The 26,033-nt window shown below is 65.7% G+C and carries 25 protein-coding genes and 3 tRNA genes; 8 read left to right on the top strand and 20 right to left on the bottom strand.

All coding sequences use genetic code 11. From position 1 onward, the window contains the following. Positions 1 to 26 precede the first annotated feature (26 nt). From ispC to rpsB, 7 genes are all read right to left on the bottom strand, one after another. The gene (gene ispC, locus BLV60_RS17570; RefSeq protein WP_093056547.1) at positions 27 to 1,217 is read right to left on the bottom strand and encodes a 1-deoxy-D-xylulose-5-phosphate reductoisomerase; all 1,191 of its coding nucleotides are present in this window, start codon (positions 1,215 to 1,217) and stop codon (positions 27 to 29) included. Then, on the bottom strand, positions 1,214 to 2,059 hold the full coding sequence (locus tag BLV60_RS17565) for a phosphatidate cytidylyltransferase (RefSeq protein ID WP_093056546.1): 846 nt from the start codon (positions 2,057 to 2,059) through the stop codon (positions 1,214 to 1,216). The genes ispC and BLV60_RS17565 overlap by 4 nt, the downstream gene beginning before the upstream one ends. Before the next feature lie 19 nt (positions 2,060 to 2,078). Next, complete coding sequence (uppS, locus tag BLV60_RS17560; RefSeq protein WP_093056545.1) at positions 2,079 to 2,798, bottom strand: polyprenyl diphosphate synthase; 720 nt, start codon at positions 2,796 to 2,798, stop codon at positions 2,079 to 2,081. An 8-nt stretch (positions 2,799 to 2,806) separates the two neighbouring features. Further along, positions 2,807 to 3,367, bottom strand: a complete 561-nt coding sequence (frr, locus tag BLV60_RS17555) for a ribosome recycling factor (RefSeq protein WP_093056544.1) — start codon at positions 3,365 to 3,367, stop codon at positions 2,807 to 2,809. 11 nt (positions 3,368 to 3,378) lie between these two features. Continuing rightward, on the bottom strand, positions 3,379 to 4,101 hold the full coding sequence (gene pyrH / locus BLV60_RS17550; RefSeq protein WP_093056543.1) for a UMP kinase: 723 nt from the start codon (positions 4,099 to 4,101) through the stop codon (positions 3,379 to 3,381). Positions 4,102 to 4,196: 95 nt separating this feature from the next. Beyond that, positions 4,197 to 5,120, bottom strand: coding sequence for a translation elongation factor Ts (gene tsf / locus BLV60_RS17545; RefSeq protein WP_093056542.1), 924 nt, complete (start codon positions 5,118 to 5,120; stop codon positions 4,197 to 4,199). Between the two features lie 82 nt (positions 5,121 to 5,202). Beyond that, positions 5,203 to 5,958, bottom strand: coding sequence for a 30S ribosomal protein S2 (rpsB, locus tag BLV60_RS17540; RefSeq protein WP_093056541.1), 756 nt, complete (start codon positions 5,956 to 5,958; stop codon positions 5,203 to 5,205). 209 nt (positions 5,959 to 6,167) lie between these two features. Between rpsB and BLV60_RS17535 the strand changes: the two genes are divergently transcribed. Continuing rightward, positions 6,168 to 7,490 (top strand): amidase, encoded by a 1,323-nt coding sequence (locus BLV60_RS17535; RefSeq protein ID WP_093056540.1) that lies wholly within the window; start codon positions 6,168 to 6,170, stop codon positions 7,488 to 7,490. A 56-nt stretch (positions 7,491 to 7,546) separates the two neighbouring features. Beyond that, positions 7,547 to 8,800 carry a D-amino acid dehydrogenase gene (locus BLV60_RS17530; RefSeq protein WP_093056539.1) on the top strand — a complete coding sequence of 418 codons (1,254 nt, stop codon included), beginning with the start codon at positions 7,547 to 7,549 and terminating at the stop codon, positions 8,798 to 8,800. Here the strand turns inward: BLV60_RS17530 and BLV60_RS17525 are convergent. Beyond that, positions 8,790 to 9,218, bottom strand: a complete 429-nt coding sequence (locus tag BLV60_RS17525) for a hypothetical protein (protein ID WP_093056538.1) — start codon at positions 9,216 to 9,218, stop codon at positions 8,790 to 8,792. The two genes, BLV60_RS17530 and BLV60_RS17525, sit on opposite strands and share 11 nt — an antisense overlap. Positions 9,219 to 9,259: 41 nt before the next feature. On the opposite strand from BLV60_RS17525, the gene BLV60_RS17520 reads away from it, so the two are divergent. Further along, complete coding sequence (locus BLV60_RS17520; RefSeq protein ID WP_093056537.1) at positions 9,260 to 10,720, top strand: NAD(P)H-hydrate dehydratase; 1,461 nt, start codon at positions 9,260 to 9,262, stop codon at positions 10,718 to 10,720. A 10-nt stretch (positions 10,721 to 10,730) separates the two neighbouring features. Here BLV60_RS17520 and BLV60_RS17515 read toward each other — a convergent pair whose 3' ends face one another. Further along, positions 10,731 to 11,495: an SDR family oxidoreductase gene (locus BLV60_RS17515; RefSeq protein WP_093056536.1), complete on the bottom strand. Its 765-nt coding sequence runs from the start codon at positions 11,493 to 11,495 to the stop codon at positions 10,731 to 10,733. A 60-nt stretch (positions 11,496 to 11,555) separates the two neighbouring features. Then, positions 11,556 to 13,820: a ribonuclease R gene (rnr, locus tag BLV60_RS17510; RefSeq protein WP_371127379.1), complete on the bottom strand. Its 2,265-nt coding sequence runs from the start codon at positions 13,818 to 13,820 to the stop codon at positions 11,556 to 11,558. 81 nt (positions 13,821 to 13,901) lie between these two features. Between rnr and BLV60_RS17505 the strand changes: the two genes are divergently transcribed. Together BLV60_RS17505 and BLV60_RS17500 are read left to right on the top strand one after the other, a co-directional pair. Then, a tRNA-Leu gene (locus BLV60_RS17505) sits at positions 13,902 to 13,986 on the top strand. Between the two features lie 209 nt (positions 13,987 to 14,195). Then, positions 14,196 to 14,280: transfer RNA gene (locus BLV60_RS17500), tRNA-Leu, on the top strand. An 81-nt stretch (positions 14,281 to 14,361) separates the two neighbouring features. Here BLV60_RS17500 and rimO read toward each other — a convergent pair. The 6 genes from rimO to BLV60_RS17470 all read right to left on the bottom strand — a co-directional run bounded on the left by rimO (position 14,362) and on the right by BLV60_RS17470 (position 20,358). Next, a complete protein-coding gene (gene rimO, locus BLV60_RS17495) occupies positions 14,362 to 15,768 on the bottom strand; it encodes a 30S ribosomal protein S12 methylthiotransferase RimO (protein ID WP_093056535.1) in 1,407 nt (468 codons plus the stop codon). A 39-nt stretch (positions 15,769 to 15,807) separates the two neighbouring features. Then, on the bottom strand, positions 15,808 to 16,368 hold the full coding sequence (phaR, locus tag BLV60_RS17490) for a polyhydroxyalkanoate synthesis repressor PhaR (RefSeq protein ID WP_093056534.1): 561 nt from the start codon (positions 16,366 to 16,368) through the stop codon (positions 15,808 to 15,810). Between the two features lie 74 nt (positions 16,369 to 16,442). Beyond that, on the bottom strand, positions 16,443 to 16,811 hold the full coding sequence (locus BLV60_RS17485) for a hypothetical protein (protein WP_093056533.1): 369 nt from the start codon (positions 16,809 to 16,811) through the stop codon (positions 16,443 to 16,445). A gap of 169 nt (positions 16,812 to 16,980) precedes the next feature. Continuing rightward, positions 16,981 to 17,057 (bottom strand) — tRNA-Val (locus BLV60_RS17480). A gap of 48 nt (positions 17,058 to 17,105) precedes the next feature. After that, complete coding sequence (locus BLV60_RS17475) at positions 17,106 to 19,310, bottom strand: RelA/SpoT family protein (protein ID WP_371127378.1); 2,205 nt, start codon at positions 19,308 to 19,310, stop codon at positions 17,106 to 17,108. A 55-nt stretch (positions 19,311 to 19,365) separates the two neighbouring features. Then, on the bottom strand, positions 19,366 to 20,358 hold the full coding sequence (locus BLV60_RS17470; RefSeq protein ID WP_093056531.1) for an alpha/beta fold hydrolase: 993 nt from the start codon (positions 20,356 to 20,358) through the stop codon (positions 19,366 to 19,368). A gap of 26 nt (positions 20,359 to 20,384) precedes the next feature. Between BLV60_RS17470 and BLV60_RS17465 the strand changes: the two genes are divergently transcribed. Next, positions 20,385 to 21,155 carry a 3-hydroxybutyrate dehydrogenase gene (locus BLV60_RS17465; protein ID WP_093056591.1) on the top strand — a complete coding sequence of 257 codons (771 nt, stop codon included), beginning with the start codon at positions 20,385 to 20,387 and terminating at the stop codon, positions 21,153 to 21,155. A 27-nt stretch (positions 21,156 to 21,182) separates the two neighbouring features. Here the strand turns inward: BLV60_RS17465 and BLV60_RS17460 are convergent, their stop codons facing one another. Further along, complete coding sequence (locus tag BLV60_RS17460) at positions 21,183 to 21,890, bottom strand: SIMPL domain-containing protein (RefSeq protein WP_093056530.1); 708 nt, start codon at positions 21,888 to 21,890, stop codon at positions 21,183 to 21,185. 65 nt (positions 21,891 to 21,955) lie between these two features. Further along, entirely contained in the window at positions 21,956 to 22,315 is a 360-nt protein-coding gene (locus BLV60_RS17455) for a hypothetical protein (protein WP_093056529.1), read from the bottom strand. 172 nt (positions 22,316 to 22,487) lie between these two features. Between BLV60_RS17455 and ompR the strand changes: the two genes are divergently transcribed. Both ompR and BLV60_RS17445 read left to right on the top strand, forming a co-directional pair. Continuing rightward, entirely contained in the window at positions 22,488 to 23,219 is a 732-nt protein-coding gene (ompR, locus tag BLV60_RS17450; protein ID WP_007837017.1) for an osmolarity response regulator transcription factor OmpR, read from the top strand. Positions 23,220 to 23,293: 74 nt separating this feature from the next. After that, positions 23,294 to 24,718 (top strand): sensor histidine kinase, encoded by a 1,425-nt coding sequence (locus BLV60_RS17445; protein ID WP_093056528.1) that lies wholly within the window; start codon positions 23,294 to 23,296, stop codon positions 24,716 to 24,718. 12 nt (positions 24,719 to 24,730) lie between these two features. On the opposite strand, the gene ispF is transcribed toward BLV60_RS17445, so the two are convergent. Further along, a complete protein-coding gene (ispF, locus tag BLV60_RS17440) occupies positions 24,731 to 25,219 on the bottom strand; it encodes a 2-C-methyl-D-erythritol 2,4-cyclodiphosphate synthase (RefSeq protein ID WP_093056527.1) in 489 nt (162 codons plus the stop codon). Then, on the bottom strand, positions 25,216 to 25,938 hold the full coding sequence (gene ispD / locus BLV60_RS17435) for a 2-C-methyl-D-erythritol 4-phosphate cytidylyltransferase (RefSeq protein WP_093056590.1): 723 nt from the start codon (positions 25,936 to 25,938) through the stop codon (positions 25,216 to 25,218). The genes ispF and ispD overlap by 4 nt, the downstream gene beginning before the upstream one ends. Positions 25,939 to 26,033: the final 95 nt, after the last annotated feature.

The raw sequence follows: 26,033 nt of genomic DNA, 5'->3' as shown, positions 1-26,033 counted from the left end.
CTTGGTCTCTACGGAGGGTCGTCAGGTCAGGCTGCGAAACGCAGCGCCGCGGCATTGGCCGCCGCACGGGCGCTGGCATCGATCGCCAGCAGGTCGGCCAGCGATGCCGGCTTGGAGGGGGCGACCCTTTCCAAAGTTTCCATGTTGACCGCATGTATGCAATCAAAACGCAGGCGGCGGTTCAGGAAAGCTTCAACTGCGACCTCATTGGCGGCATTGAGCACCGCCGTCGTGCCCGGCGCGGCGCGCAGCGCGTGCCATGCCAGGCCCAGTCCGGGAAAGAGTGCTGCGTCGGGCGCATCGAAAGTCAACGAGGCCATCTGGCGGAAGTCGAGCCGCGCCGCACCGCTCTCAATGCGCTCAGGCCAAGCCAGGCCCACCGCGATCGGCACCCGCATGTCGGGCGTGCCGAGCTGGGCGATGACCGAAGCATCGGTGAACTGCACCATCGAGTGCACCACGCTCTGCGGATGAATGACGACCTCGATCTGATCAGGCGCGACGCCGAACAGGTGACGTGCCTCGATCACTTCGAGGGCCTTGTTCATCATGGTGGCCGAGTCGACCGAAATCTTGCGGCCCATGACCCAGTTCGGATGGGCGCAGGCCTGTTCGGGCGTCACCGTACCCAGGGTTTCCGGCGCACGAGTACGGAACGGGCCACCCGATGCGGTCAGGATGATCTTGTCGATACGCCGCGCCCAGGTGGACGGGTCTTCAGGCAGCGACTGGAAGATGGCCGAATGCTCGCTGTCGATAGGCAGCAACGTCGCGCCGCCTTCGCGCACGGTACGCATGAAGAGTTCGCCGCCGACGACCAGCGCTTCCTTGTTGGCCAGCAGCAGCCGCTTGCCAGCGCGCGCGGCGGCCAGGCAAGGGCCAAGGCCCGCCGCACCGACGATGGCGGCCATCACAGCATCGACCTCGTCGTGAGACGCTATCGTTTCGAGAGCATCATCGCTCGCCAGAACAACCGTTTTCAGGCTGTTCTGCTTCAACTTTTTAGCCAGCAACGCAGCATGCGGCGCACTGGCCATCACGGCGAACCGGGGCGAGAACTGAGCGCACTGCGCCAGCAACTCATCGACCTTGGTAGCCGCCGAAAGGGCAAACACCTCGAAACGCTCGGGGTGCCGCGAAATGACGTCGAGCGTGCTCACGCCGACCGAACCGGTCGAGCCGAGCACCGTGACGCGTTGTCTTCTGGGTGTGTTCACAGGAAAGCCAGCATCATGGCAATGGGAAGCGCCGGCAAGAGGGCATCCACGCGGTCGAGGACGCCGCCGTGGCCGGGCAGCAGCCGGCTGCTGTCCTTGGCGCCGGCGCTGCGCTTGATGAGAGATTCGACGAGGTCACCCACGACGCTCATGGCCGCGAGGAACAGCGCGGCGAGCAGCAAAAGCCACCAGCCCCGCTCGTTGAGACGGGTATAGAGGCTGGCCACGGTCGCGCCGGTGGCCTTGTCGGCCCAGACCCAGGCAAAGGCCAGCACCACCACGCCGATCATTCCGCCCCACACACCTTCCCAGCTCTTGCCGGGACTGATCGCGGGCGCGAGCTTGTTGCGGGTGAACTTCAGGCCGAAGGCGCGGCCGGCGAAATAGGCGAACACGTCGGCCACCCACACCAGCACCAGGATCGACAGCAGGAAGTTGATGCCGATCATGCGTGCCTGCACTGCAGCGAGCCATGCCACCCACAGCGCCAGCAAACCGCCGACCAGCCGCAGCCCGCGCGGAATACGGGGCCAGCCCGGCACTGCCACTCGCAGCAGCGCTGCGCCGCCCAGCACCCAGGCCGCACTGGCCAGGGTCCACATCAAGACCAACGGCTGCTCCAGCAGTCCCAGCCACCAGGACAGCGCGCACAGCACCACCGTTTCAACGCCGAGAAACACCGACAGCCGTTGGCCGTATCCATTCAGACGCCCCCACTCCCAGGCGCCAGCGCCGATCAACACCAGCATGACGCAGGCGAAGGGGATGTAGTTTCGATAGAACAGCGCTGGCAGCAGGATCGCGAGCAGCACGATCGCCGTAAGGATGCGTTGTTTGAGCATGCGGGAAGTTGTCAGGCCCTCAGGCCGTGGCGGTCTTGACCTGTGCCGAGGTTTGGCCGAAGCGCCGCTCACGGCCCTGGAACGCGGCAATGGCCTCGTCCAGCGCAGCTTCGTCGAATTCGGGCCACAGCTTGTCGCTGAAGAAAAGCTCGGCGTAGGCACTCTGCCAGAGCAGGAAGTTGGACAACCGCTGCTCGCCGCCCGTGCGGATGAACAGGTCGGGGTCGGGCACATGGGCCAGGGCCATGGCGCGGTCGAGGCTCGCCTCGGTGATCGCATCGCCCTGCGCCACCAGCCTGGCGGCGGCCTGCGCGATGTCCCAGCGGCCGCCGTAGTTGAAGCAGACGTTGAGCACCATGCGTGTGTTGTGCGCCGTGGCTTCCTCGGCATCGACCAGGCCCTTCACCATCTTCGGCGACAGGCCGGCCCGCTCGCCGACGAAATGCAGCCGCACGCCATCGGCGCTGAGCTTGGGCACCTCGCGGGCCAGTGCACCGACCATCAGGTCCATGAGGCCGGAGACTTCCTCGACGGGACGATTCCAGTTCTCGGACGAGAACGCGAACACCGTGAGCACGCCCACGCCGCGGTCGGCACAGGCCCTGACGCAGCGGCGCAGCGATTCGACACCCTGCTTGTGCCCCGCGACGCGGGGCAGGAAGCGCCGCGTGGCCCAACGGCCGTTGCCGTCCATGACGATGGCAACGTGGTGGGGAATGCGTGGCGCTGAAGAGGCCATGACAGGCCTCAAACGGCCATGATCTCCGCTTCCTTGGCCGCGACCAGGCGGTCGATTTCCGCGATGTGGCGGTCGGTGACCTTCTGGATCTCGGCCTCGGCGCGCTTCTGGTCGTCTTCCGACGCCAGCTTGTCCTTGACCAGCTTCTTGACCGACTCGTTCGCATCGCGGCGCAGGTTACGCGTGGCGACCTTGGCGGTTTCGCCTTCGTTGCGGACCAGCTTGGTCATTTCCTTGCGGCGCTCTTCGCTCATGGCGGGCAGCGGCACGCGGATCAGGTCGCCCATGGAGGCGGGGTTCAGGCCCAGGTCGCTTTCGCGGATGGCCTTCTCGATCTTGGCGCCCATGCCCTTTTCCCAAGGCTGGACGCTGATGGTGCGCGAATCGAGCACCGACACGTTGGCCACCTGGCTCAACGGCACCTGCGAGCCGTAGTACTCGACATGGATCGAGTCGAGCAGCGCAGAGTTGGCGCGGCCGGTACGGATCTTCGTAAGGTTGTTCTGGAATGCGGCGAGCGACTGATTCATCTTCGCGTCGGTCGCATTGCGGATATCTGCAATGGTCATCTCAAATACTCCTAGGCATGCACCAGCGTGCCCTCGTCCTCGCCCATGACGACGCGCTTGAATGCGCCGTTCTTGAGAATCGAGAACACCTTGATCGGCAACTTCTGGTCGCGGCACAGCGCGAAGGCCGTGGCGTCCATGATGCCGAGATTTTTTGCGATCGCCTCGTCGAAGCTGAGCGAGACATAGCGCGTTGCGTCGGGGTTGGTCTTGGGATCGGCGGTGTAGACGCCGTCGACCTTGGTCGCCTTGAGCACCAGTTCGGCACCGATCTCGGCACCGCGCAGCGCAGCGGCCGTGTCGGTGGTGAAGAACGGGTTACCCGTGCCGGCTGCGAACACCACGACCTTACCCTCTTCGAGGTACTGCAGGGCCTTGGGGCGCACATAGGGCTCGACCACCTGCTCGATGGCAATGGCGGACATCACACGAGCCACGAGGCCCTGTTTGTCCATTGCATCGGCCAGCGCCAGCGAGTTCATGACCGTGGCCAGCATGCCCATGTAGTCGGCCGTGGCGCGGTCCATGCCGACCGAGCCCCCCGCGACGCCGCGGAAGATGTTGCCTCCACCGATCACGACCGCCACCTGCACGCCCATGTTCACGACCTCGGCCACCTCCTGCACCATTCGCACGATGGTCGCGCGGTTGATGCCGAAGGCGTCATCGCCCATCAACGCCTCTCCCGACAGCTTCAACAAGATTCGCTTGTGGGCTGGGCGGGCATCAGACATGGGCAATTTCCTTTGGTTGGACTGGGACGAGTGTAAAACGTAGCGATGAAAAAACGGCGGCGCGCGTGGGCGCACCGCCGTTGAGCCTTAAAGGCTTAAGCAGCAGCCTTGGCCGCTGCAACTTGCGCGGCCACCTCGGCTGCGAAGTCGTCAACTTTCTTCTCAATGCCTTCGCCGACCACGTAAAGGGTGAAGCCCTTGATCGTGGTGCTGGCGGCCTTGAGCATCTGCTCGACGGTCTGCTTGTCGTTCTTCACGAACGGCTGGTTGTGCAGCGAGACTTCCTTGAGGAACTTCTGCACGCCGCCTTCGATGCGCTTGGCAACGATGTCGTCCGGCTGCGGCTTCTTGCCCTCGGCTTCGGCGGTCTTGCGGTCTTCGTCGGCCTTGCCCTTGGCAACTGCGCGCTCTTTTTCGATCAGGTCGGCAGGCACGTCCGATGCCTGAATGGCGACCGGCTTCATGGCGGCGATGTGCATCGCCACGTCCTTGGCCGACGTGTCGTCACCTTCGAACTCGACCATCACGCCGATGCGCGTGCCGTGCAGGTACGAAGCCAGCTTGCCGTTGCCAGCGAAGTGCTTGAAGCGGCGAAAGCTCATGTTCTCGCCGATCTTGCCGATCAGGCCCTTGCGCACGTCTTCGAGCGTGGGGCCGAAGCCGTCTTGCTCATAGGCGAGTGCGCCCAGCGCAGCGATGTCCGCGGGGTTGTTCTTCGCGACCAGCATGGCGGCGGCGTTGGCCAGGGCCAGGAAGCTGTCGTTCTTGGTGACGAAGTCGGTTTCGCAGTTGATTTCGATCATGCCGCCGGCAGCGCCGTCGACAAAAGCCGTGACCACGCCTTCAGCGGTGATGCGACCCGATGCCTTGCCAGCCTTGTTGCCGAGCTTGATGCGCAGCAGCTCTTCGGCCTTTTCCATGTTGCCGTCGGCCTCCGTCAGGGCCTTCTTGCACTCCATCATCGGCGCGTCGGTCTTTGCGCGCAGTTCGCCGACCATGCTTGCGGTGATTGCAGCCATTTGTGGTATCTCCGTAAATCCAAAAATCAGGTTAAAAAAAAGGGGCACCAAAGCCCCTTCTTCAGGCTCGCAGGCGCGCCAATCAGGCCGAAGCGCCTTCTTCGACTTCGACGAATTCGTCGCCATTGCCTTCGGCGATGGCCTTGACCACGTCACCGGTGGCGCTGTTGCGGCCTTCGATGATCGCGTCGGCGATGCCGCGGGCGTACAGCGTGACAGCCTTCGACGAGTCGTCGTTGCCAGGGATCACGTAGTCGATGCCTTCGGGCGAGTGGTTGGAGTCAACCACGCCGATCAGCGGAATGCCGAGCTTCTTGGCTTCGGCCACGGCGATCTTGTGGAAGCCCACGTCGATCACGAAGATGGCGTCGGGCAGCGCGGCCATATCCTGGATGCCGCCGATGTCCTTTTCGAGCTTCTCGATTTCGCGCGAGAAGGTCAGTTGCTCCTTCTTGCTCAGCGAGTCGAGGCCAGCTTCCTGCTGGGCCTTCATGTCCTTCAGACGCTTGATCGAGGTCTTGACGGTCTTGAAGTTGGTCAGCATGCCGCCGAGCCAGCGGGTGTCGACGAAGGGCACGCCGGCGCGACGGGCTTCTGCCGCCACGATTTCACGGGCCTGGCGCTTCGTGCCGACCATCAGGATCGTGCCGCGGTTAGCGGTGAGCTGCTTGGCGTACTTCATCGCGTCCTGGAACATCGGGAGCGACTTTTCCAGGTTGATGATGTGAATCTTGTTGCGATGACCGAAGATGTACGGGGCCATCTTGGGGTTCCAGAAGCGGGTTTGGTGACCGAAATGGACACCTGCTTCCAGCATTTCGCGCATGGTGGTAGACATTGAAATTACTCCAAAGGTTGGGTCTAAAATCCAGCCCGTTTTGTGCTCTTTTCGAATGGAGTCACAACACCTTGATTGGGCCGGTTTGCGGATGTGTTTGACTGGGTGCAACGGGAGCCGTCGCTCAGCCAGCGAAACCCAAAGAGTATAGCACGGCCGTCGCCCCTCCTCCCTGAACCCGAGCTGCTTGCACAGCCTCTGCCCCACTCATGAACGACCTTCACGCCACCCGTCTCGACCTTCTGGCAGGTGGCTCCGATGCACGCACCGAAATGGAGCGCGCCATCGGCATCGCCCAGTCCCCGGTCTGCGCGCACGTCTTCACCCGCACCATGTTCGACGAAGCCCGCCAGGCGGCCGCTGCGTCGAACCCCGACAGCCGGCTTTCGGGTCTCGCCTTCACCGCCAAGGACCTGTTCGACATCCAGGGCCAGCCAACGCCGGCCGGCTCCGTGGTCCTGGCCCATGCACCAACCGCCAGGGCCGATGCCCTCGCCGTGGCGCGGCTGCGCGCCGCGGGCGGCGTGCTGACCGGCCGCACCAACATGTCGGAGTTCGCCTTCTCGGGCGTCGGCGTCAACCCGCACCACGGCACGCCGGCCAACGTGAGCGATGCCGCCACGCCGCGCGTTCCGGGCGGCTCGTCATCCGGCGCCGCGATCTCGGTGGCCAGCGGGGCCGCGTTCATCGGCCTGGGCTCCGACACCGGCGGCTCGATCCGCATCCCGGCGGCGCTGAATGGCATCGTCGGCTTCAAGAACACGGCCCGGCTGACGCCCGCCGACGGCGCGCTGCCGCTCTCAACCACTCTGGACACTGTCTGCGCCATGACGCGCTCGGTTCGCGACGCCATCACCGCGCACGAGATCCTCGCGGCCCGGCGAGTGACCGCCGGCAACGCCCCTCTGGCCGCCTACAGGCTGGCCGTGGTGAAGAACGTCTTCTTCGACGGCATCGAACCCGCCGTATCCACCGCCTTCGAGCGCTCGCTGAAGGCGCTCCGCGCAGCCGGCGCCCGCATCGTGGAAATCGAACTGCCCGAACTCGCCGAGTTGGCCACCATCAATGCCACCGGCGGCTTCTCGGCCGCCGAGTCGCACGCTTGGCACCGCCTGTTGCTGGAGCGCAGCGGTGCAGGCTACGACCCGCGCGTGGCCCAGCGCATCCTGCGCGGCGCCACGATGAAGGCGCATGAATACATCGACCTGATCAATGCCCGTCGCGACTGGATCGCCCGAGTCGAAACCGCGCTCGCCCCGTTCGACGCCGTGCTGTCGCCGACAGTGCCGATCACCGCGCCGCCCATCGCCAGCGTGGCGCCGGGCACCGAACGCGACGACGAATTCTTCCGCGTCAATGCATTGCTGCTGCGCAACCCGTCGATCATCAATATGCTCGACGGCTGCGCGATCTCGCTGCCCTGCCACGCCGACGGCGAACTGCCGGTTGGCCTGATGCTGTGGCATGCCGCACTGCACGACGACGCCGTGCTTGCTGTAGCACTCCAGACCGAGCGCGCGCTGCAAAATTAACGGCTGACATTGCCCGCCTTACGGGCGTCAGCCATCTCTCTTATTCAGAACATTCAATGAAAATCGCGATCGTGGGCGCCGGCATCATCGGCGTCACCACCGCCTGGGAACTGGTTTCCGACGGCCATGAAGTGACCGTGTTCGAGCGCAGGGGCGCCGCCGCAGAAGAAGCCAGCTTCGCCAACGCCGGCGTGGTCGCTCCCGGGTACGTCACGCCGTGGGCCGCCCCCGGCATGCGCGGCAAGGTGCTGCGCTCGCTGCTGTCCTCGCACGGCGCCATCAAGCTGCGCTGGCCGCTGGGCTCGCGCGATCTCGGCTGGCTGTCGCGCTGGCAGAAAGCCTGCAAGCTCGAAACCTACCTGGCCAACCGCGCCCGCATGCAGCGCCTGGCCTTCTACAGCCGCAACCGGCTGCACGAGGTGACCGAGGCGCGCGAGCTCAGCTACGAACGCAGCGACGGCTACCTGGTGCTGCTGCGTTCCAAGCGCGACAAGAAACTGGTGCAAGCCGGGTTGGAGGTGCTGCGCTCGGCGGGCAGCGTCTTCAAGGAAATCGACGCCGACGAGGCCCGGCTGATCGAGCCTGCCCTCAACCCCGATACCCCCCTTGCAGGCGCCATCCACCTGCCCGAAGACGAAGTGGCCAACTGCCGCCAGTTCGCGCTGCTGCTCAAGTGGGAGGCCGAGTCGTTCGGCGCGCAGTTTCATTTCAACTGCGACATCGCACCGCTGAGCCGCGCGGCGCCCACCTCGCTGTCGCTGGCGAGCGGCTCCGACCCCGTGCGCTACGACGCAGTCGTGGTGTGCGCCGGCCTGGCTTCGGCCGCGCTGCTGCGGCCGCTGGGCCTGCGCATCCCGATGGCCCCGGTCTACGGCCACTCGGTGAGCGCGCCGATCCGCGAGCCGCTCAACGCGCCGCGCAGCGCGGTGATGGACGAGCGCTACAAGGTCGCCATCTCCCGCCTGGGCCAGCGCGTGCGGGTGGCTGGCAGCGCGGAGATCGGCGGCTCGCTCGACACGATGAACCCGGCCGCGGTGCAAACGCTCTACAAGGTGCTGCACGACTGGTTCCCGGGTGCGGCAACGCTGCAGTCCGGCGTCCAGCAATGGAAAGGCGCACGGCCAATGCTGCCGGACGGCCCACCGGTGCTGGGTGCCAGCGGTATTCCCGGCGTGTGGCTCAACCTCGGCCATGGGTCGAGCGGCTGGGCGCTGTCGTGCGGCAGCGCGCGCGTGCTGGGCGACCTGATTGCTGGACAGGACCCGGGCATCGACCTCGAAGGACTCGGGGTCGAACGGCTCAGTCTTTAGGACCCCACCGGCGCAGGGCCTCGGGGCTCGCCGGCTGCTCTACAGGCAGCGCGGGCTCCGGCGGTGGGCGAAGCCTGCTCGCAATCCATCCCAGCAGTCCGGGGCTGAGCAGCGCAAAGAAAATCAGGCACAGCGCAGCGGCACCCAGCAGGGCCAGACGCATCAGGCCGGAAGCCGTTTCACCCGGGACGTCGAACCACCGGATCACGCTGCAGCCGAAGCCGACATTGGCGGCCCAGGCCACGTCCCGCAGAGACACCCACCGCTTCAGCTCTGCCAGCAGGAAGACGCCCCATACGGCGCACAACAGGCCCAGAACCCATCCCAGCCCTGCAATCCACGCCATCGTCGCAGCGAGGAAAAAGACAAGCGCTGCGAAAAGCAGGACAAGCAGCCAACCGACGCCTTTGAAGCTCATCCCCGGATGATAGGGAGACAGCACGGCGGCACAATGCGCCGATGCAACGCATCACCTCCGCCACCGCTGCCGAGTTGTTCGACATCGCCGCCACGCGCCGCATCGAGCGTGCCGCTGCGGCCGCCCTGCCCGCCCACACGCTGATGCAGCGCGCCGGCCTTGCGGTAGCGCGGCTCGCGATGGCGATTGCGCCGCATGCGCGGACGATCTGGGTGGCCTGCGGGCCGGGAAACAACGGCGGCGATGGTTTCGAGGCGGCCGCGCAGTTGCGTCACCGGGGCTTCTTTCCTGTCGTCACATTCCTGGGAGATGAAAGCCGCTTGCCGCCGGACGCCAAGGCTTCGCTGCAGCGTGCCCGCGATGCGGGCGTCACCTTTGCATCGACGCCGCCTTCGGCCTATGAACTGGCCATCGACGCGCTGCTCGGCATCGGATCGACGCGGCCGCCCGAAGGCACGATGGCCGAGTGGCTGGCGAAGATGCATGCGAGCGGCCAACCCGTGCTCTGCGTCGACGTGCCATCGGGGTTGAATGCGGACACCGGCACGCTGCCTCTCGGCACCAACCACACGCAAGCGTCGGCCCGCACCTGCATCACCTTTCTCACATTGAAGCCCGGCCTGTTCACTGCCCAGGGCCGTGATGCCGCGGGCACGGTGTGGTTCGACGATCTGGGTTGCAGCGCGTTCAAGGATCAACCCGTGGCCCGAATCGCCGGAGCACCCGCCGCACAGCCGCGCACCCATGCCTCGCACAAGGGTAGCTACGGCGATGTCGCGGTGATCGGCGGAGCGTCCGGCATGGCGGGCGCCGCCTTGCTGGCCGGCTCGGCGGCACTTCATGGCGGCGCGGGACGCGTGTTCGTCGGCTTGCTCGACCCGAGCGCGGCCCCCGTCGACACCGCGCAACCCGAACTGATGCTGCGCGACGCCCGAACGCTCGACCTGTCAGGCATGACGGCGGTGTGCGGCTGCGGCGGTGGAGAGGCGGTGCAAGAACTGCTGCCGCGCGTGCTCTCGACGGCGGCCGCTTTGGTGCTCGATGCCGACGCGCTCAATGCCATCGCAGCCGATGGCGCACTGCAAGCACAGCTGACGTCCCGGGGGAAAAGCGGATCGCCCACCGTGATCACGCCCCATCCGCTGGAAGCTGCGCGCCTGCTGGGCTGTACGGTCGGCGACGTTCAGGCCGACAGGCTAGCCGCAGCCCGCCAACTCGCCGCACGCTTCGGTGTCGTGGTCGTGCTCAAGGGTTCGGGCACCGTCATTGCAGGCGCCGCCGAAACCCTGCCAGTCATCAACTTGACCGGCAATGCCAGCCTCGCGACTGCAGGCACCGGCGACGTGCTGGCCGGCATGATCGGCGCGGCGCTGGCCATGCGCCAGCCTGCTTTCGAAGCAGCGCGCGAAGCCGTCTGGCAACACGGCCACATCGCCGACACATGGCCGGCCGATGCAGCCCCGCTCACGGCCGGCACGCTGGCCCGCCGCGCGCCCGCCTGACGCGAGCTTTTTAGCCGCGCCCGACGAAGGGCATCTTCGTCGCCATGATGGTGTGGAACAGCACGTTGGCCTCCAGCGGCAGGTTCGCCATGTAGAGCACCGACTGGCCCACGATCTTGACGTCGATCAGCGGCTCGATCGCGAGTTCGCCATTGGCCTGCGGCACGCCCTTGGCCATGCGCGCGGCCAGTTCGGTCATGGCGTTGCCCACGTCCACCTGCCCCACGGCGATGTCGTACTTGCGGCCGTCGAGCGACGCGGTCTTGGTCAGGCCTTCGACCGCGTGCTTGGTCGCCGTGTAGGCGGCCGAGTTCGGCCGTGGCGCGGTGGCCGAGATGGAGCCGTTGTTGATGATGCGGCCACCCATCGGCGTCTGCGCCTTCATCGTGCGGAACGCCTGCTGGATACAGAAGAACATGCCGGTCAGGTTGATGTCGACCACACCTTGCCATTGCTCGGGCGTCCAGTCTTCGAACGGGCCCGGCGGGTTGCCCACGCCGGCGTTGTTGAACAGCAGGTCGACGCGGCCGAAGCGCTCGACGGTGGCGGCGAACAGGGCCTGCACCGAGTCCGCATTGGACACGTCGGTCGACACCGCGAAGGCGCGCGCACCGGCACCCGATTCTTGCGCCACCTGTTCCAGCGGCTCCAGGCGGCGCCCCGCCAGAACCACGCTCCAGCCATCACCCAGCAACGCCAGCGCGGCGGCGCGGCCGATGCCGGAACCCGCACCCGTGACGATGGCGATGCGGCCCTTGTTGTCTTCAGCGCTCATGCTGTCTGTCTCTTTCTCTTTTCGGTTTGTCGATGGTTCGTGCGGCGTGCGAGGCTTTCTTCAGCGGCGCGGCTTGCGCCCCTTCATCTTGTTGGCGGCCTTCTTGACCGCCGACTTGAAGGCCTGCATCGCCGACTGCGGCCCGGCCGTGGCCGAGGTGCCGCGCTCTGCGCGCGACTCGGCGCTGCCGGCCTCAGCCTTGTGACGCGTGCTGCGCTTGGCCGAGGCCTTGACCGGCACGCCCGATGATGCCGCACCCTTGTCCTTCATGGCACGGGCCGTGAGCTCTTCGCCTTCGCGCACGAGGCGGAAGTCGATCTTGCGGCCGTCCAGGTCGACGCGGCTCACCTGAACTCGCACCCGCGTGCCGATGGCATAGCGGATGCCGGTGCGCTCGCCGCGCAGCTCCTGGCGCATCTCGTCGAACTTGAAATACTCGCCGCCAAGCTCGGTGATGTGCACCAAGCCCTCGACATACATCGCATCAAGCGTGACGAAGATGCCGAAGGTCGTGGCCGCAGTGACCACGCCGCCGTATTCCTCGCCGAGGTGCTCGCGCATGTACTTGCACTTGAGCCAGGCCTCGACGTCGCGGCTGGCCTCGTCGGCGCGGCGTTCGTTGGCGCTGCAATGCAGGCCTGCGGCTTCCCATGCCAGCACTTCCTTGGTGGGAGCGACAGTGGCCTTCTGCGGCTTGCTGGTTGGCGCTTTCACGCGCGACGCGAGCCGCTTGGCCAGCTTGGCATGCGCCTCGCCGGGCGTGGGCAGCATCGGCAGCTGGTAGCGCGTCTTCGACAGGATCGCCTTGATCACGCGGTGCACCAGCAGGTCCGGATAGCGCCGAATCGGGCTCGTGAAGTGCGTGTAGGCCTCGTAGGCCAGGCCGAAGTGGCCGCTGTTGATCGGCGTGTAGATCGCCTGCTGCATCGATCGCAGCAGCATGGTGTGGATCTGCTGCGCGTCGGGGCGCTCCTTGGTCGCATCGGCAATGGCCTGGAACTCGCCCGGCTTGGGATCATCGGTGATGCTCAGGCCGACACCCATCGCCTTCAGGTAGCCGCGCAGGATTTCCTTCTTCTCGGGCGTCGGGCCTTCGTGCACGCGGTACAGGCCCGGGTGCTTGCCTTCGGCGATGAAGTCGGCGCTGCAGACGTTGGCCGCGAGCATTGCCTCTTCGATCAGGCGGTGCGCCTCGTTGCGCGTGCGCGGCACGATCTTTTCGATGCGGCCGGCGTCGTCGCAGATGATCTGCGTCTCGGTGGTTTCGAAGTCGACCGCGCCACGCTTGCCGCGCTGCTTGAGCAGCGCCTTGTAGACGTCGGCGAGGTTCAGCAGGTCCTTGACGCGGTCCTTGCGCTTGGCAGCTTCGGGGCCGCGCGTGTTGCCGAGGATGGCAGCCACCTCGGTGTACGTGAAGCGCGCATGGCTGAACATCACGGCCGGGTAGAACTGGTACGCGTAGATCTCGCCGTCGGCCGCGACCAGCATGTCGCACACCATGCACAGGCGCTCGACCTCGGGGTTGAGCGAGCACAGGCCGTTCGACAGCTTCTCGGGCAGCATCGGAATCACGCGGCGCGGAAAGTACACGCTGGTGGCGCGGTCGTAGGCGTCGATGTCGATGCCCGAGCCGGTCTGCACATAGGCGCTGACGTCGGCAATGGCAACCAGCAGGCGCCAGCCCTTGCCGCGGCCCACCTTCGCGGGTTCGCAGTACACGGCATCGTCGAAGTCGCGCGCGTCTTCACCGTCGATGGTGACGAGCGGAATGTCGGTAAGGTCGACGCGTCCCTTCTTGTCGGCGGGACGGACCTTCTCGGGCAATGCCTTGGCTTCGGCCAGGCACTCCGCGGAAAACTCGTGCGGCACGCCGTACTTGCGCACGGCGATCTCGATCTCCATGCCGGGGTCGTCGATCTCGCCCAGCACTTCTTTCACGCGGCCAACGGGCTGGCCGAACAGAGCCGGCGGCTCGGTGAGTTGCACGACAACCACCTGCCCCACCTTCGCGGGACCGGTTGCGCCCTTGGGAATCAGGACGTCCTGGCCGTAGCGCTTGTCTTCCGGTGCAACGAGCCAGATGCCGCCTTCGTGCAACAGGCGGCCGATGATGGGCTGCTCGGGACGCTCGACGATTTCCACCACGCGCCCTTCGGGGCGACCGCGGCGGTCCTGACGCACGACGCGCGCCTTGACGCGGTCCTTGTGCAACACCGCGCGCATTTCGTTCGGCGGCAGGTAGATGTCTGCTTCACCGTCGTCGCGCTGCACGAAGCCGTGCCCATCGCGATGTCCTTGAACAGTTCCTTCGAATTCATCCAGCAAGCCGCTGGAAGTGACATTATTTTTGATATGATCTCCTTCTTTCCTGAAATTCAAAACATTGCTGCTTCGGCAGCTCTGTGGGCCCAGATGGCGGAATTGGTAGACGCACTAGTTTCAGGTACTAGCGAGTAACATCGTGGAGGTTCGAGTCCTCTTCTGGGCACCAAGTTTAAACAGACCTTTACCAGGTCATTCGATTCAAGCCACCGGCCTCCGGTGGCTTTTTTCATGGCCGTTTGAATTCGCATCAAACGCTCGATGCAGCCTTCACAAGCGAGGCCAAGCAGACGATGGAGCTTCTCCACACGCTTCGAGACGACGGAATTGCCGGGCCAAATTGTGTATACTCGTAGCCTTTGCTGAAAAGCAGAACAAGCCCAGATGGCGGAATTGGTAGACGCACTAGTTTCAGGTACTAGCGAGTAACATCGTGGAGGTTCGAGTCCTCTTCTGGGCACCAAATTCAAGCAGACCCTTACCAGGTCATTCGATTCAAGCCACCGGCCTCCGGTGGCTTTTTTCTTGTCCATTCGAATCCGCATCAAACGGGCAATGCGATCAGGTCGTGGCCCTCGGCACCCACGATGCGCGCGCGGGTGAATTCACCCACCTTCAGCGTCTTGCTGATCTTCTCGGGCGGCAGCAGGCGAACCGTGCCGTCGATCTCCGGCGCATCGGCATACGTGCGCCCCACCCCGCCCTTGCGGCCCATGCCCGGCGCCGAATCGACCAGCACCTGCATCGTCGAGCCGACGCGCCTTTGCAGCTTGGCGATTGACACCGCCTCGGCCACCTCCATGAAACGCGCGCGACGCGCCTCGCGCTCGGCTTCGGGCAGCATGCCCGGAATGTCGTTGGCGGTGGCGCCTTGGACCGGGCTGTAGGCAAAGCAACCGGCGCGGTCGATCTCGGCCTCACGGATGAAGTCGAGCAGATGCTCGAATTCCTGCTCCGTTTCGCCGGGGAACCCGGCGATGAAGGTGCTGCGAATCACGAGCTCTGGACACACCTCGCGCCAGCGCGCCAGCCGCTCCAGATTCTTCTCGCCGCTGGCCGGGCGCTTCATGCGCTTCAGCACATCGGGATGACTGTGCTGCAAGGGCACGTCGAGATACGGCAGCACCTGGCCGCTCGCCATCAACGGAATGATCTCGTCAACGCTCGGGTACGGATACACATAGTGCAGGCGAACCCAGGCGCCATATGGCTCGGCGATTTCGCCCAGCGTGCGCACCAGTTCGAGCATGCGGGTCTTGACCGGCTTGCCGTCCCAGAACCCGGTGCGGTATTTCACGTCGACGCCGTAGGCCGAGGTGTCCTGGCTGATCACCAGCAGTTCTTTCACGCCGCCTTCGAACAAGGCCTTGGCCTCGCTCAACACATCGCCGACCGGCCGCGACACGAGGTCGCCGCGCATCGAGGGAATGATGCAGAAGGTGCAGCGGTGGTTGCAGCCCTCGCTGATCTTCAGGTAGGCGTAGTGGCGCGGCGTCAGCTTGAGGCCGGCGACACCGAAAGTATTCGGCACCAGGTCGATGAAGGGATCGTGCAGCTTCGGCAGGTTCGCATGCACCGCATCCATCACCTCCTGCGTGGCGTGCGGGCCGGTCACGGCCAGCACGCTCGGGTGCATCTGGCGCACCAGATTGCCGCCCTGGTCGCCGGTCTTGGCGCCCAGACAGCCGGTGACGATCACACGGCCATTTTCTGCCAGCGCTTCGCCAATGGTGTCCAGGCTCTCCTTCACGGCATCGTCGATGAAGCCGCAGGTGTTGACGATCACCAGATCGGCACCTTCGAAAGTCTTGGCGGTTTGATAACCCTCGGCACTCAGCTGGGTCAGGATCAGTTCGGAATCGGTCAGGGCCTTGGGGCAGCCCAGGCTCACGAAACCGACCTTGGGGGCGGTCGGCGTGGCCGTACGTTCGGGGGAGGCAACTTCGCTCATATGCCTCTATTGTCCCAGCTATCGGTGACGGCAGGACATTCAGGGCCGCTTAATGCCAAAGGCCCCCAGTACCTGCTCGGTGTTTTTCTGCATCTGCTCCTGCATTTGCAGGAAAACGTTCTTCGATTGCTCGACGTAATTGCCCATCAGTCCCTGCAGCATCGGCGACTGCATGGTCATGAAGCGCGACCACATCTCGGGTGTCAGGCCTTCGGCCTTTTCGGTCAGCTGCGCCTGCACCTCTGTCATGGCCTGGATGTTCTTCTCGAGGTACGGGCCCATGTAGCCCTGCATCGCCTGCCCGTAGAAACGGATGATGTTGGCCAGCACCTGCTCGGTGAACATCGGCGCACCGCCCGCCTCTTCTTCGAGAATGATCTGCAGCAGGATGCTGCGCGTGAGGTCGTCGCCGGTCTTGGCATCGCGCACCACGAACTGGGCACTCTGGATGACCAGTTGCTTCACCTCGGTCAGCGTGATGTACGTGGATGTCTCGGTGTCGTAGAGCCTTCGGTTGGGGTACTTCTTGATCACACGCTGTACCGGCTTGACCCCGGACTTCTTGCTCTGCACTGCGGACTCCTTCACATGGACGCCCATGTCATCGGATGATTCTAGGGAGCGGTTTTGCTGCGCCGCGACAAGGTTTACCCTGACCAGACGCGGCACTTTCCTCAATCCGGCGATGTCGCGTACTCCGCGCCGCATGCATGGCAGGCAGCCGTCTCGGGTCGCTCTTCGTCGGCCTCCCGAAACCGCAGCGGGGTTTTCTGCCCGTAGACCACCCAGCAGCGCGGGCAATGTTCTTGTCCCACGGTCGGCAGATATGCGCGAGCGCGTTGCTCGGCGCGCTCTTCGGTCAGAGGCATGCCCTGGCGTTGCGCACGCACCACCTCGCGTGCCGCCATGGTGTCGGTGCGCCCACCTGCATAGTCGTTGATGCCGTAGACAGCACGCGCAAACTCGAGAGGAGCCTGCCTCAACAGTGCGGCCAGGCGCTTGTCGGCATGAGCCCGATCAACAGGCGTTGATCGCGTATTCATCTGATCGCTTATCAAGAAAAGTGGAATGGAATTGCAGAGCAGCCAAGGTAGCACAACAACATGGCCAAGGTCTTTGCCTGCATCACCACAAGGGACGATATGTGCACCGGGGAACCCGGTGCATGCTCTGTCAGCTGATCCGGTGGTTGGCCGGGACTGAAGCAGAAATTGGTAGGCGCGATTGGACTCGAACCAACGACCCCCACCATGTCAAGGTGGTGCTCTAACCAGCTGAGCTACGCGCCTAAGGATGTGTCCGAGAAGCAGCTATTGTAGCAGGAGAAAACGTGCTTTTCAGCGACGACGTGCAGATCGCACACCAATCACTGCCGTGACCATGCCAAGAACCTGCGTGAGCCGCGCGGCATCCGCGATTTCAACGGTGAACGTCATCCACGCCGTGCCCTTGATCGACTGCGTCTGCACGCCGATCACGTTCATCTTCTCGCGTGCGAACACATCGGAGATATCGCGCAGCAGGCCCTGACGGTCGGCCGCTTCCACAGCCACGTCCACCGCATACACGGGCGCGTCGGCGCCCTTCTTCGCGACGCCCCACTCCACGTCGATGACGCGCTCGCCATCCTTCGCGGCCATCGTGCGGAAGTTGCTGCAATCGCTGCGGTGCACGCTGACACCATGGCCTCGCGTGACGAAGCCGCGAATGGCATCGGGCGGCGCAGGCTTGCAGCACTTGGCAAGCTGGGTCATCAACGAAGACACGCCCACCACGAGCACGCCGCCCTTGCCCGACTTCTCGCTGCCGCGCGCCTTCTTGATGAGCACGCCGTCGTCCGGCCCCGGCGCGGGCTCCGGTGGGCGCAGCAGCGTCTCGATGTTGCGCAGCGAGAATTCGTCCTTGCCCACCACTTCGAACAGATGGTCCGCCGACTTGAAGCCCAGCTGCGACGCCAGGTCTTCGAGCCGCACGGCCGTCTTGCCTTCGCGCTGAAGCAGCTTCTCGACCGCTTCGCGTCCGCGCGCCACGGTCTCGTGCGTGATCTGTGCGTTGAACCATGCACGCACCTTCGCACGTGCACGATGACTGGCCAGGTAGCCCAGTTCGGCATTGAGCCAGTCGCGTGAAGGCCCGCCCTCCTTGGCCGCGATGATCTCGACCGTCTGCCCGTTCGACAGCGGCGTGTTCAACGGCACCATCGCGCCATCGACACGCGCCCCGCGACAGCGGTGGCCCAGCGTGGTGTGCACGGTGTAGGCAAAGTCGACCGGCGTCGCGCCCTGCGGCAGTTCGACGATGGCTGCATCGGGCGTCAGCACATAGATGCGGTCGTCGAACAGGCCCTGCCCCTGCAGGCCACCCGACAGATCGCGCTCCCACGCCAGCAGTTGCCGCAGCACCGCGATCTTCGCGTCGTACTCGCCGCTGGCCCACACGCCCGCATAGCCCTTGTGGCCCGCTTCCTTGTAGGCCCAGTGCGCCGCCACGCCATGCTCGGCGTGGTCGTGCATCTCTTCGGTGCGGATCTGGATCTCGATCGGCTTGCCTGCCTTGCCATCCACCAGCTCGCGCACCACCGTGTGCAGCGACTGGTAGCCATTGGGCTTGGGCCGCGCGATGTAGTCGTCAAACTCTTCGTCGATCGGCTGGAAATGCGAGTGCACCCACGCCAGGGCCGCATAGCAGTCCTTCACGTCGGGCACCACCACGCGCAGCGCGAGGATGTCGAAGACCTGCTCGAAGTCGAGCGACTTGCCGCGCATCTTCTTGACGATGCTGTAGATGTTCTTCGGCCGCCCCTGCACCGCGGCCTTGACGCCTTCGGCCTGCAGCTCGCTCTCCAGCTGCGAGCGCAATTGCTCGACGTGCCCTTCGCGCTCGATACGCTTTTCGTCGAGCAGGCGCGCGATCAGCTTGTAGGTTTCAGGTTCGAGGAAGCGAAACGAGAGATCTTCGATCTCCCACTTCACCTGCCAGATGCCCAGCCGGTTGGCCAGTGGCGCAAACACCTGCAGCGACTCGCGCGCAACGCCCTCGGGTGCGGGCCGCTTGCTCGCAGCCGCATGCCGCAGCGTCTGCAGGCGCGAGGCCAGCCGCAGCATCACCACGCGCAGGTCGCGAGAGAACGCCAGCAGCATCTTGCGCACGTTCTCGGTCTGCGCACCGGCGCCTTCGACGTGATGCCCCTGCGAAGCCGAGCGGGCCTGCTCCTGCACACGCACCAGCTTGGTCGTCTCGACCGCGAGCGCCGCGAAGTTGTCGCCGAACACCTTGGCGATCACTTCCTGCGGGCGGTTCAGGTGCTGGCACGAATAGACCAGGTAGCTCGCCGCCTGCATGGCCTCGGAGCCGCCCATCTTCGCGACGATGGTGGCCACCGCGTCGGCGTGTGCGAGCGTGTTCTCGCCCGTGTCGAGCTTTTCATCGGCGATCAGCGGCTCGGCGAACGCACGCGCGCGCGCCAGCATGTTCTCCATCACCGGCGTGCGGTCGGCCGTTGCGGCGGACAACGGGTAGTCGACCATGGCCGCGTCGGACATGGGTGCCGTCTGGAGGCTCGAAGAATCGCGCTTCACGCTTCGTTCACTCAATCACTCAGTCGAAAAGGAAGTCGGTGACGGCAGCGATCTGTGCGGGGTCGACAAAGGTCGGCGCATGGCCCACGCCTTCGAACTCGACCAGCTTGGCATGCGGGCCGCGCTGCGTCATGGCCAGGGCCGTTTCGCGCGAGAGCAGATCCGACACGGCGCCGCGAGTGATGAGCGTGCGCGCCTCGATCGCGTCGTACAGGCTCCACATGATCGCACCACCCTGTGCCGCAGCCTCGGGGGTGATGGCGCGCAGCGCCACGCCGATGGCCGGATCGTAGTGAAGCAGCCAGGAGCCTTCATCATCACTGCCCGCTTCGACCTTGGCCGAACCGTCGGCCGTGCGCTGCGAGGCAGGCACCACCATGTGTTGCGACAGTGCCAGCCACTGGGCCGGAGTGTGCGGGCCGAAGGTGGTCGACAGCACCCACATGGCATCGGCCGCCGCCTGCACGCTCTCGTAACTGCCGTTCTTCCCCACATAGGCACCGATGCGCTGCACCGCGGCTGGCTCGATCGTCGGGCCGACATCGTTCGCAATGAAGCGGCGAATGGGCCGCGCCAGCGGCAGTTCCTTGTGGCCTGCAAGCACGAAGCCGATCAGCCCGCCCATGCTGGTGCCCAGATAGTCGAGCGTGTCGATGGCCTGCTCGCGATGCAGTTGCGCAATCAGCGCGACCATGTCGGCCGCATACACCGGCACTTGATAAAAGGCCGGGTCACGCAACCAGTCGCTGCGCCCTCGGCCCACCACGTCAGGGCAGACCACACGCACATTGCCTCCGGCGCGCGCCACGATGGCCTGCGCCAGCCGGTCGAAATCGCGACCCTGCCGGGTCAGCCCGTGCACGCAGATCACGACATGCGTACTGCGCGCGTCGCCCCATTGCCAATAGGCCATGCGATGGCCGCCCTGGGCGTCGTCGCACGCCACGTAATGAAGCGTCGGTTCGGTCATGAAAACGAAGTCGTCCTGGTGCGGATAATTGTCTCGTCGCATCCTAATTCATCCGGAGATTGATCTTCATGCTCAAAGGCAAAACCGCGCTTGTCACGGGGTCCACCAGCGGCATTGGCCTCGCCATCGCCAAGGCTCTCGCTCAACAAGGAGCAAACATCGTGCTCAACGGCTTCGGCGATGCCCAAGCCCCCAAGGCCGAGATCGAAGCGCTCGGCGTGCGCGCCGAGTACCACGGCGCCGACATGAGCAAGCCCGACCAGATCGAAGACATGATGAGCTTCGCCGCGTCGAAGTTCGGCCGCGTCGACGTCCTCGTGAACAACGCCGGCATCCAGCATGTGGCCAAGGTCGAAGACTTTCCCACCGAACGTTGGGACGCCATCATCGCAATCAACCTCACCAGCGCCTTTCATACGACGCGCCTGGCAATTCCCGCGATGCGCGAGGTCAACTGGGGCCGCGTCATCAACATCGCGTCGGCCCATGGCCTCGTGGCGTCGGCGCAGAAATCGGCCTATGTGGCGGCCAAGCACGGCATCGTCGGCCTGACCAAGTCGGTCGCGCTCGAAACCGCGACCACCGGCGTCACCGCCAATGCAATTTGCCCGGGCTGGGTGCTGACCCAGCTGGTGCAGAAGCAGATCGACGACCGCGCAGCACGAGAAGGCATCACGGCCGCACAAGCGCAAAACGACCTGCTGGGCGAAAAGCAGCCTTCGCTGCAGTTCACCACGGTCGAGCAACTGGGTGGCCTCGCCGTCTTCCTGTGCTCGCCGGCAGCCGACCAGGTCCGGGGCGTTGCCTGGGCCATGGACGGCGGATGGACTGCCCAGTAAAGGGTAGCCCGCCGGTACGGGTTTCTCTTATTTGAGCTGCACCGAGCCCGACACGCTCACCACCACGCTGGTCTTGCCGGCCTCGACCGGCACAGCCGAATCAGCCGAGAACGACTTGGCCTGCACCGCCATCATGCGCGGACGGATCGGGCCGTTGTCGCTCGCGTTCACCGACACCTCGCGCAGCGTGTAGCCACCGAAGCCGAAGCCCTTGGCCAGTTCACCGGCCTTCAGCTTGAAGTTCTCGATGGCGATGTTCTGCGCCTCGGTCTCGGTCTTGGCGCGCTGCTCGCGGCTCAGGCCGAAGCCCACGTTGCCCACGCTGAGCGTGGTGATGCGCCCGGCCGTCTGGGTGATGCGCGGGAAGTCGCGGCCTTCGAGCACCAGTTCGGTCGAGCCCTGCCAGCCGTTGATCTTGCCGTCCTTCGTGTAGCGCGGCGACAGGCTGAAGTTGCCGGTGCGCACGTCCAGCTGGCCCGCCTGCGCGTTCTTCTTCGCTTCGGCCAGTGCGGCGTCGAGCGCGGCCTTCAGCTGCGTCTGCACGGTGGCTGCGTCGGTCGCGTCGCGGGTGGTCACGAGCGTCATGCTCAGCATGTCCTGCTGGACTTCGATCATGCCGGAAGCCGTCAGCTGCAACACGTTCTGTGGCGCGGGTGTGACGACGTTCTGGGCCAGTGCGTTGCCGGCAGCGGCCAGGGCGGCGCAGGCCGCGAGCAGTTTGATTTTTTTCTTCAAGGCGAAGTACTCCCTTTGTTGGTGTGAAAAACAGGCCCGCGTTCGCAGGCAGGCCAGCCGGCGCGTCAGCGGCGCTGGCTGCGCGGCGCGGTAAGCGACTGGCGATCCGCGGCCGGAGGCACCGGCACGATCCGCTCGGCCGGCTGCGATTCTGCCGAATTGATCAAAGCACCCGCCGCGGGCGGGGTCCATTGGCCGCGGACCTGCTGCCGCAGCTCGAACAGTTCGGCGGCGGTAAGACGCCGGCCGGCGATCGCCTGTTCGCGGCGGACCTCCTCGCGCTGCGCGGCCCGATGGGCCGCCACCGCGTCCCGGACCTCGCTGCGACGCACCTCGCCCACCCTGAAAAAGTCGCCAGACACCGCCAGCGACGGGCCGCAGGCGAAAACGAGGATGAACGGGAGGGCTGAAAAAGGACGTCTCATTGAGTGGAAGTCATCAGGAAAAGCGACTTTGCCACCTCCGCGCTAACGTCAGATGACCAGACGGCGAGCGTCCGCAAGTTTTGTAACTTAGTGTCAAACCATAAGTAAATCCGGCTCAACGACCACTCAACGCCTTCAGAATCGGCCCTGTTACAAATTCATCGTTGTAGAAATGACTCAAGTTCCCGCTCGCACCGACAAGATCGTGATCGTCGACGACGACGCCCGCATCCGCGACCTCCTGCGCCGCTATCTGACCCAGGAAGGTTTTGAAGTGATCGTGGCCGAGGACGGCAAGGCGCTCAACCGCATCCTGTTGCGCGACACGGTCGACCTGATCGTGCTCGACCTGATGATGCCTGGCGAAGACGGCCTCTCGGTCTGCCGACGCCTGCGCGCCGCCAACGACCGCACGCCGATCATCATGCTCACCGCCAAGGGCGAAGACGTGGACCGCATCGTCGGTCTTGAAGTCGGCGCAGACGACTACCTCGGCAAGCCTTTCAACCCGCGCGAACTGCTGGCCCGTGTGCACGCAGTGCTGCGCCGCCGTCCGCCGCTCGAAGCGCCGGGCGCCCCCTCCACGGAGAACGAGACCGTCACTTTCGGCCCGTTCGCCTTCGATCTCGGCTCGCGCACCTTGAAAAAGGATGGCGAAGAGCTCTCGCTGACCACCGGCGAGTTCGCGATGCTGAAGGCGCTGGTGCGCCATCCGCGTCAACCGCTGTCGCGCGAAAAGCTGGCCCAGCTGGCGCGCGGGCGCGAGTTCGAGCCCTTCGACCGCAGCCTGGACGTGCAGATCTCGCGCCTGCGCAAGCTGGTCGAGTCCGACGCCGCAGCGCCGCGCTACATCCAGACCGTCTGGGGCGTCGGCTACGTGTTCGTGCCGGACGGCACGGCCTGACGCCACGTTGAGAGGTGGCCATCGGCCAATCCACCAGACCAGGCCCCGCTCAGGAGGACGGCGCACAGGTCACGATGCCGAGCCCGCTCGAAGCGAGCGCGCAACGTGACCGACGCCCCGGCCTCAAGCTGGGCTTCAGCCTTTTCTGGCGCACTTTCTTCCTGCTGGCGCTGCTGCTGATCGGCTGTACCGTCGCCTGGCTGCAGACCTTCCGCTCGCTCGAATACGAGCCGCGCGCCATTCAAACCGCCCACCAGATCGCCTCGCTCGTGAACCTCACCCGCGCGGCGCTGGTGTATTCGGACGCCATCACCCGGGTGTCGCTGATCAAGACGCTGGCCGACCAGGAGGGCGTGCGCATCCTGCCGCGCGAACCCAACGACCGGTTCCAGCCCTACACCAGCGGCGCGCTCGATCTGCGCGTGACCGAGGAGCTGATCGACCAGTTGGGCGAAGGCACCACGGTGGCCAGCCGCGTGAACGACGAAGCCGGCCTGTGGATCGGCTTCACCATCGAGAGCGACACCTACTGGCTGCTGCTCGACCCGACGCGCTTCAGCCGCGTGGGCGGGCGCACCTGGCTGGTGTGGCTCAGCACTGCCATGGCACTGTCGCTGGCTGGCGCGGCGCTGATCACCCGGCTCATCAACCTGCCGCTCAAGCAGCTGTCGCGCGCGACCATGCAGGTGCGCGAGGGCGAGTACGAGGCGCACCGGCTCGACGAGCGCGCCCGCACCAACGAAATTCGCGCGGTCAATATCGGCTTCAACCGGATGGCGGACCAGCTCGCCAAGATCGAGCAGGACCGCGCCATCATGCTGGCCGGCATCTCGCACGACTTGCGCACGCCGCTGGCCCGGCTGCGGCTGGAAACCGAGATGAGCGTGGCCGACGAAGACGCGCGCGACCACATGGCCGCCGACATCGCCCAGCTCGACGCGATCATCGACAAGTTCCTCGACTACGCGCGCCCCGACCATGTCGATCCGCGCCCGGTGCTGCTGCGCGACGTGGTCGACGCCTGTACCTACGCCGTACAGGACTACGAGGAAATGAACATCAAGGTCGAGGTGCCCCCCGACCTGCGGGTGCTGGGCGACGAGGTCGAGCTCACCCGCGTGATCTCCAACCTGGTCGAGAACGCGCGGCGCTACGGCAAGTCGCCCTCCACGGGCGTGGCCGACGTGACGATCCAGGCGCAGGCCAACAACGACGCGGTGCTCATCAAGGTGCGCGACCACGGCGCGGGCGTCGAGCCCGCCCTGCTCTCGCAGCTGACCAAGCCCTTCTTCCGTGGCGACGCGGCGCGCACCTCAGCCGCCGGTGCGGGCCTGGGCCTGTCGATCGTGGCGAAGAACATCGAGCGCATGGGCGGCACCTTTGCGCTGACCAGCACGCCGGGCCGCGGCCTGGCGGCACACATCCGGATGCCGCGCGCGATGCCACCGGGCAGCGCCAAGCCCGGCGAGCCGCAGGGCGGCGGCAAGAAGCCGGCCTGATCCGGGGCCGCGTCAGCGGTGCAGCAGCACGGCCGCGCGGGCCTCCATCGCGCGGCCCTCGCCCACCGGGCCGAGCTTCTCGGCCGTCTTCGCCTTCACGTTCACCTGCTCGATCGCAATACCCAGCGTGTCGGCGATGCGCTGGCACATGAGCGGAATGTGCGGCGCGAGCTTGGGCGCCTGCGCGATCACGGTGCTGTCGACGTTGCCGATCTCCCAGCCCGCCGCGCGCACCCGGCGTGCCGCCTCAGCCAGCAGCACCGATGAATCGGCGCCGCGAAACTGCGGGTCGGTATCCGGAAAATGCCGGCCGATGTCACCCAGCCCCGCGCCGCCCAGCAGCGCATCGGTAATGGCGTGCAGCAGCACGTCGGCGTCCGAATGGCCCAGCAGGCCGGTGGTGTGCGGCACTTCGACACCGCCCAGGATCAGCTTGCGCCCTGCCACCAGCTGGTGAACGTCCCAGCCCTCGCCCACGCGGATGTTGAAAGCGCTCGTCATGCCAGGCCCTTCTTGCGGCCCAGCAGAACCGCCTCGGCCAGTGCGAAGTCTTCGGGAAAGGTCACCTTGAAGTTCTGCGCGCTGCCCGGCACCAGCAGCGGCGACAGGCCAACGGCCTCGATGGCGCCGGCCTCGTCGGTCACCGTGTCACCCGTGCGCTCCAGCGCGTCGAGCAGCATGCCGATGCGGAACATCTGCGGCGTCTGCGCCAGCCACTTGTCGGCGCGCGGCAGGGTCTGGGCCACGCGGCTTTCGGTGGTCGACGACTTCAGCGTGTCCGCCAGCCGCTGCGCCAGCAGGCCGCCGACGGCGTCGTGCTCGCAGGCCGCGATCAGCGCCTCGATCTGGCTCGAAGTGATGAGGCAGCGCGCCGCGTCGTGCACCAGCACCCAGTCGTGTGCGCCAGCGCCCTTCTGCCGCAGCGCCACGAGGCCGTTGCGCACCGTGGCCGCGCGGGTCACGCCGCCCACGCGCAGCAGGTATTCGTTTTCGGCGGGAAAGCGCGGCAGCACCGCATCCACATCGCGGTCGTCCGGCGACACCACCAGCGCCAGCCCGGCGAAGCGCCCCGCCAGCGCGCGGAAGGCCTCCAGCGTGTGGGCCACCATCGGCAGGCCGGCCAGCCGCCGGTACTGCTTGGGCTGGGTGGACTGCGCATGCCCCGCGCGATAGCCGGAGCCGGCACACGGGATCAGCACGAAGAGTCGGGAAGAGGACATGAGGGAGGGCCCGGCGTCGGCGGTGGCCGACAAGCGAATAAGGGGCCGCCATTCTAGAATTGCCCGCTGTGCACACCCCTCGCCAGCCGGCGCGG

It is taken from the genome of Variovorax sp. YR634, assembly GCF_900106655.1.
In the GTDB taxonomy this organism is placed as follows: Bacteria; Pseudomonadota; Gammaproteobacteria; order Burkholderiales; family Burkholderiaceae_C; genus Variovorax.
The sequence above is the reverse complement of the archived record's forward strand: the minus strand, read 5'-3'. Positions and strand labels throughout refer to the sequence as shown.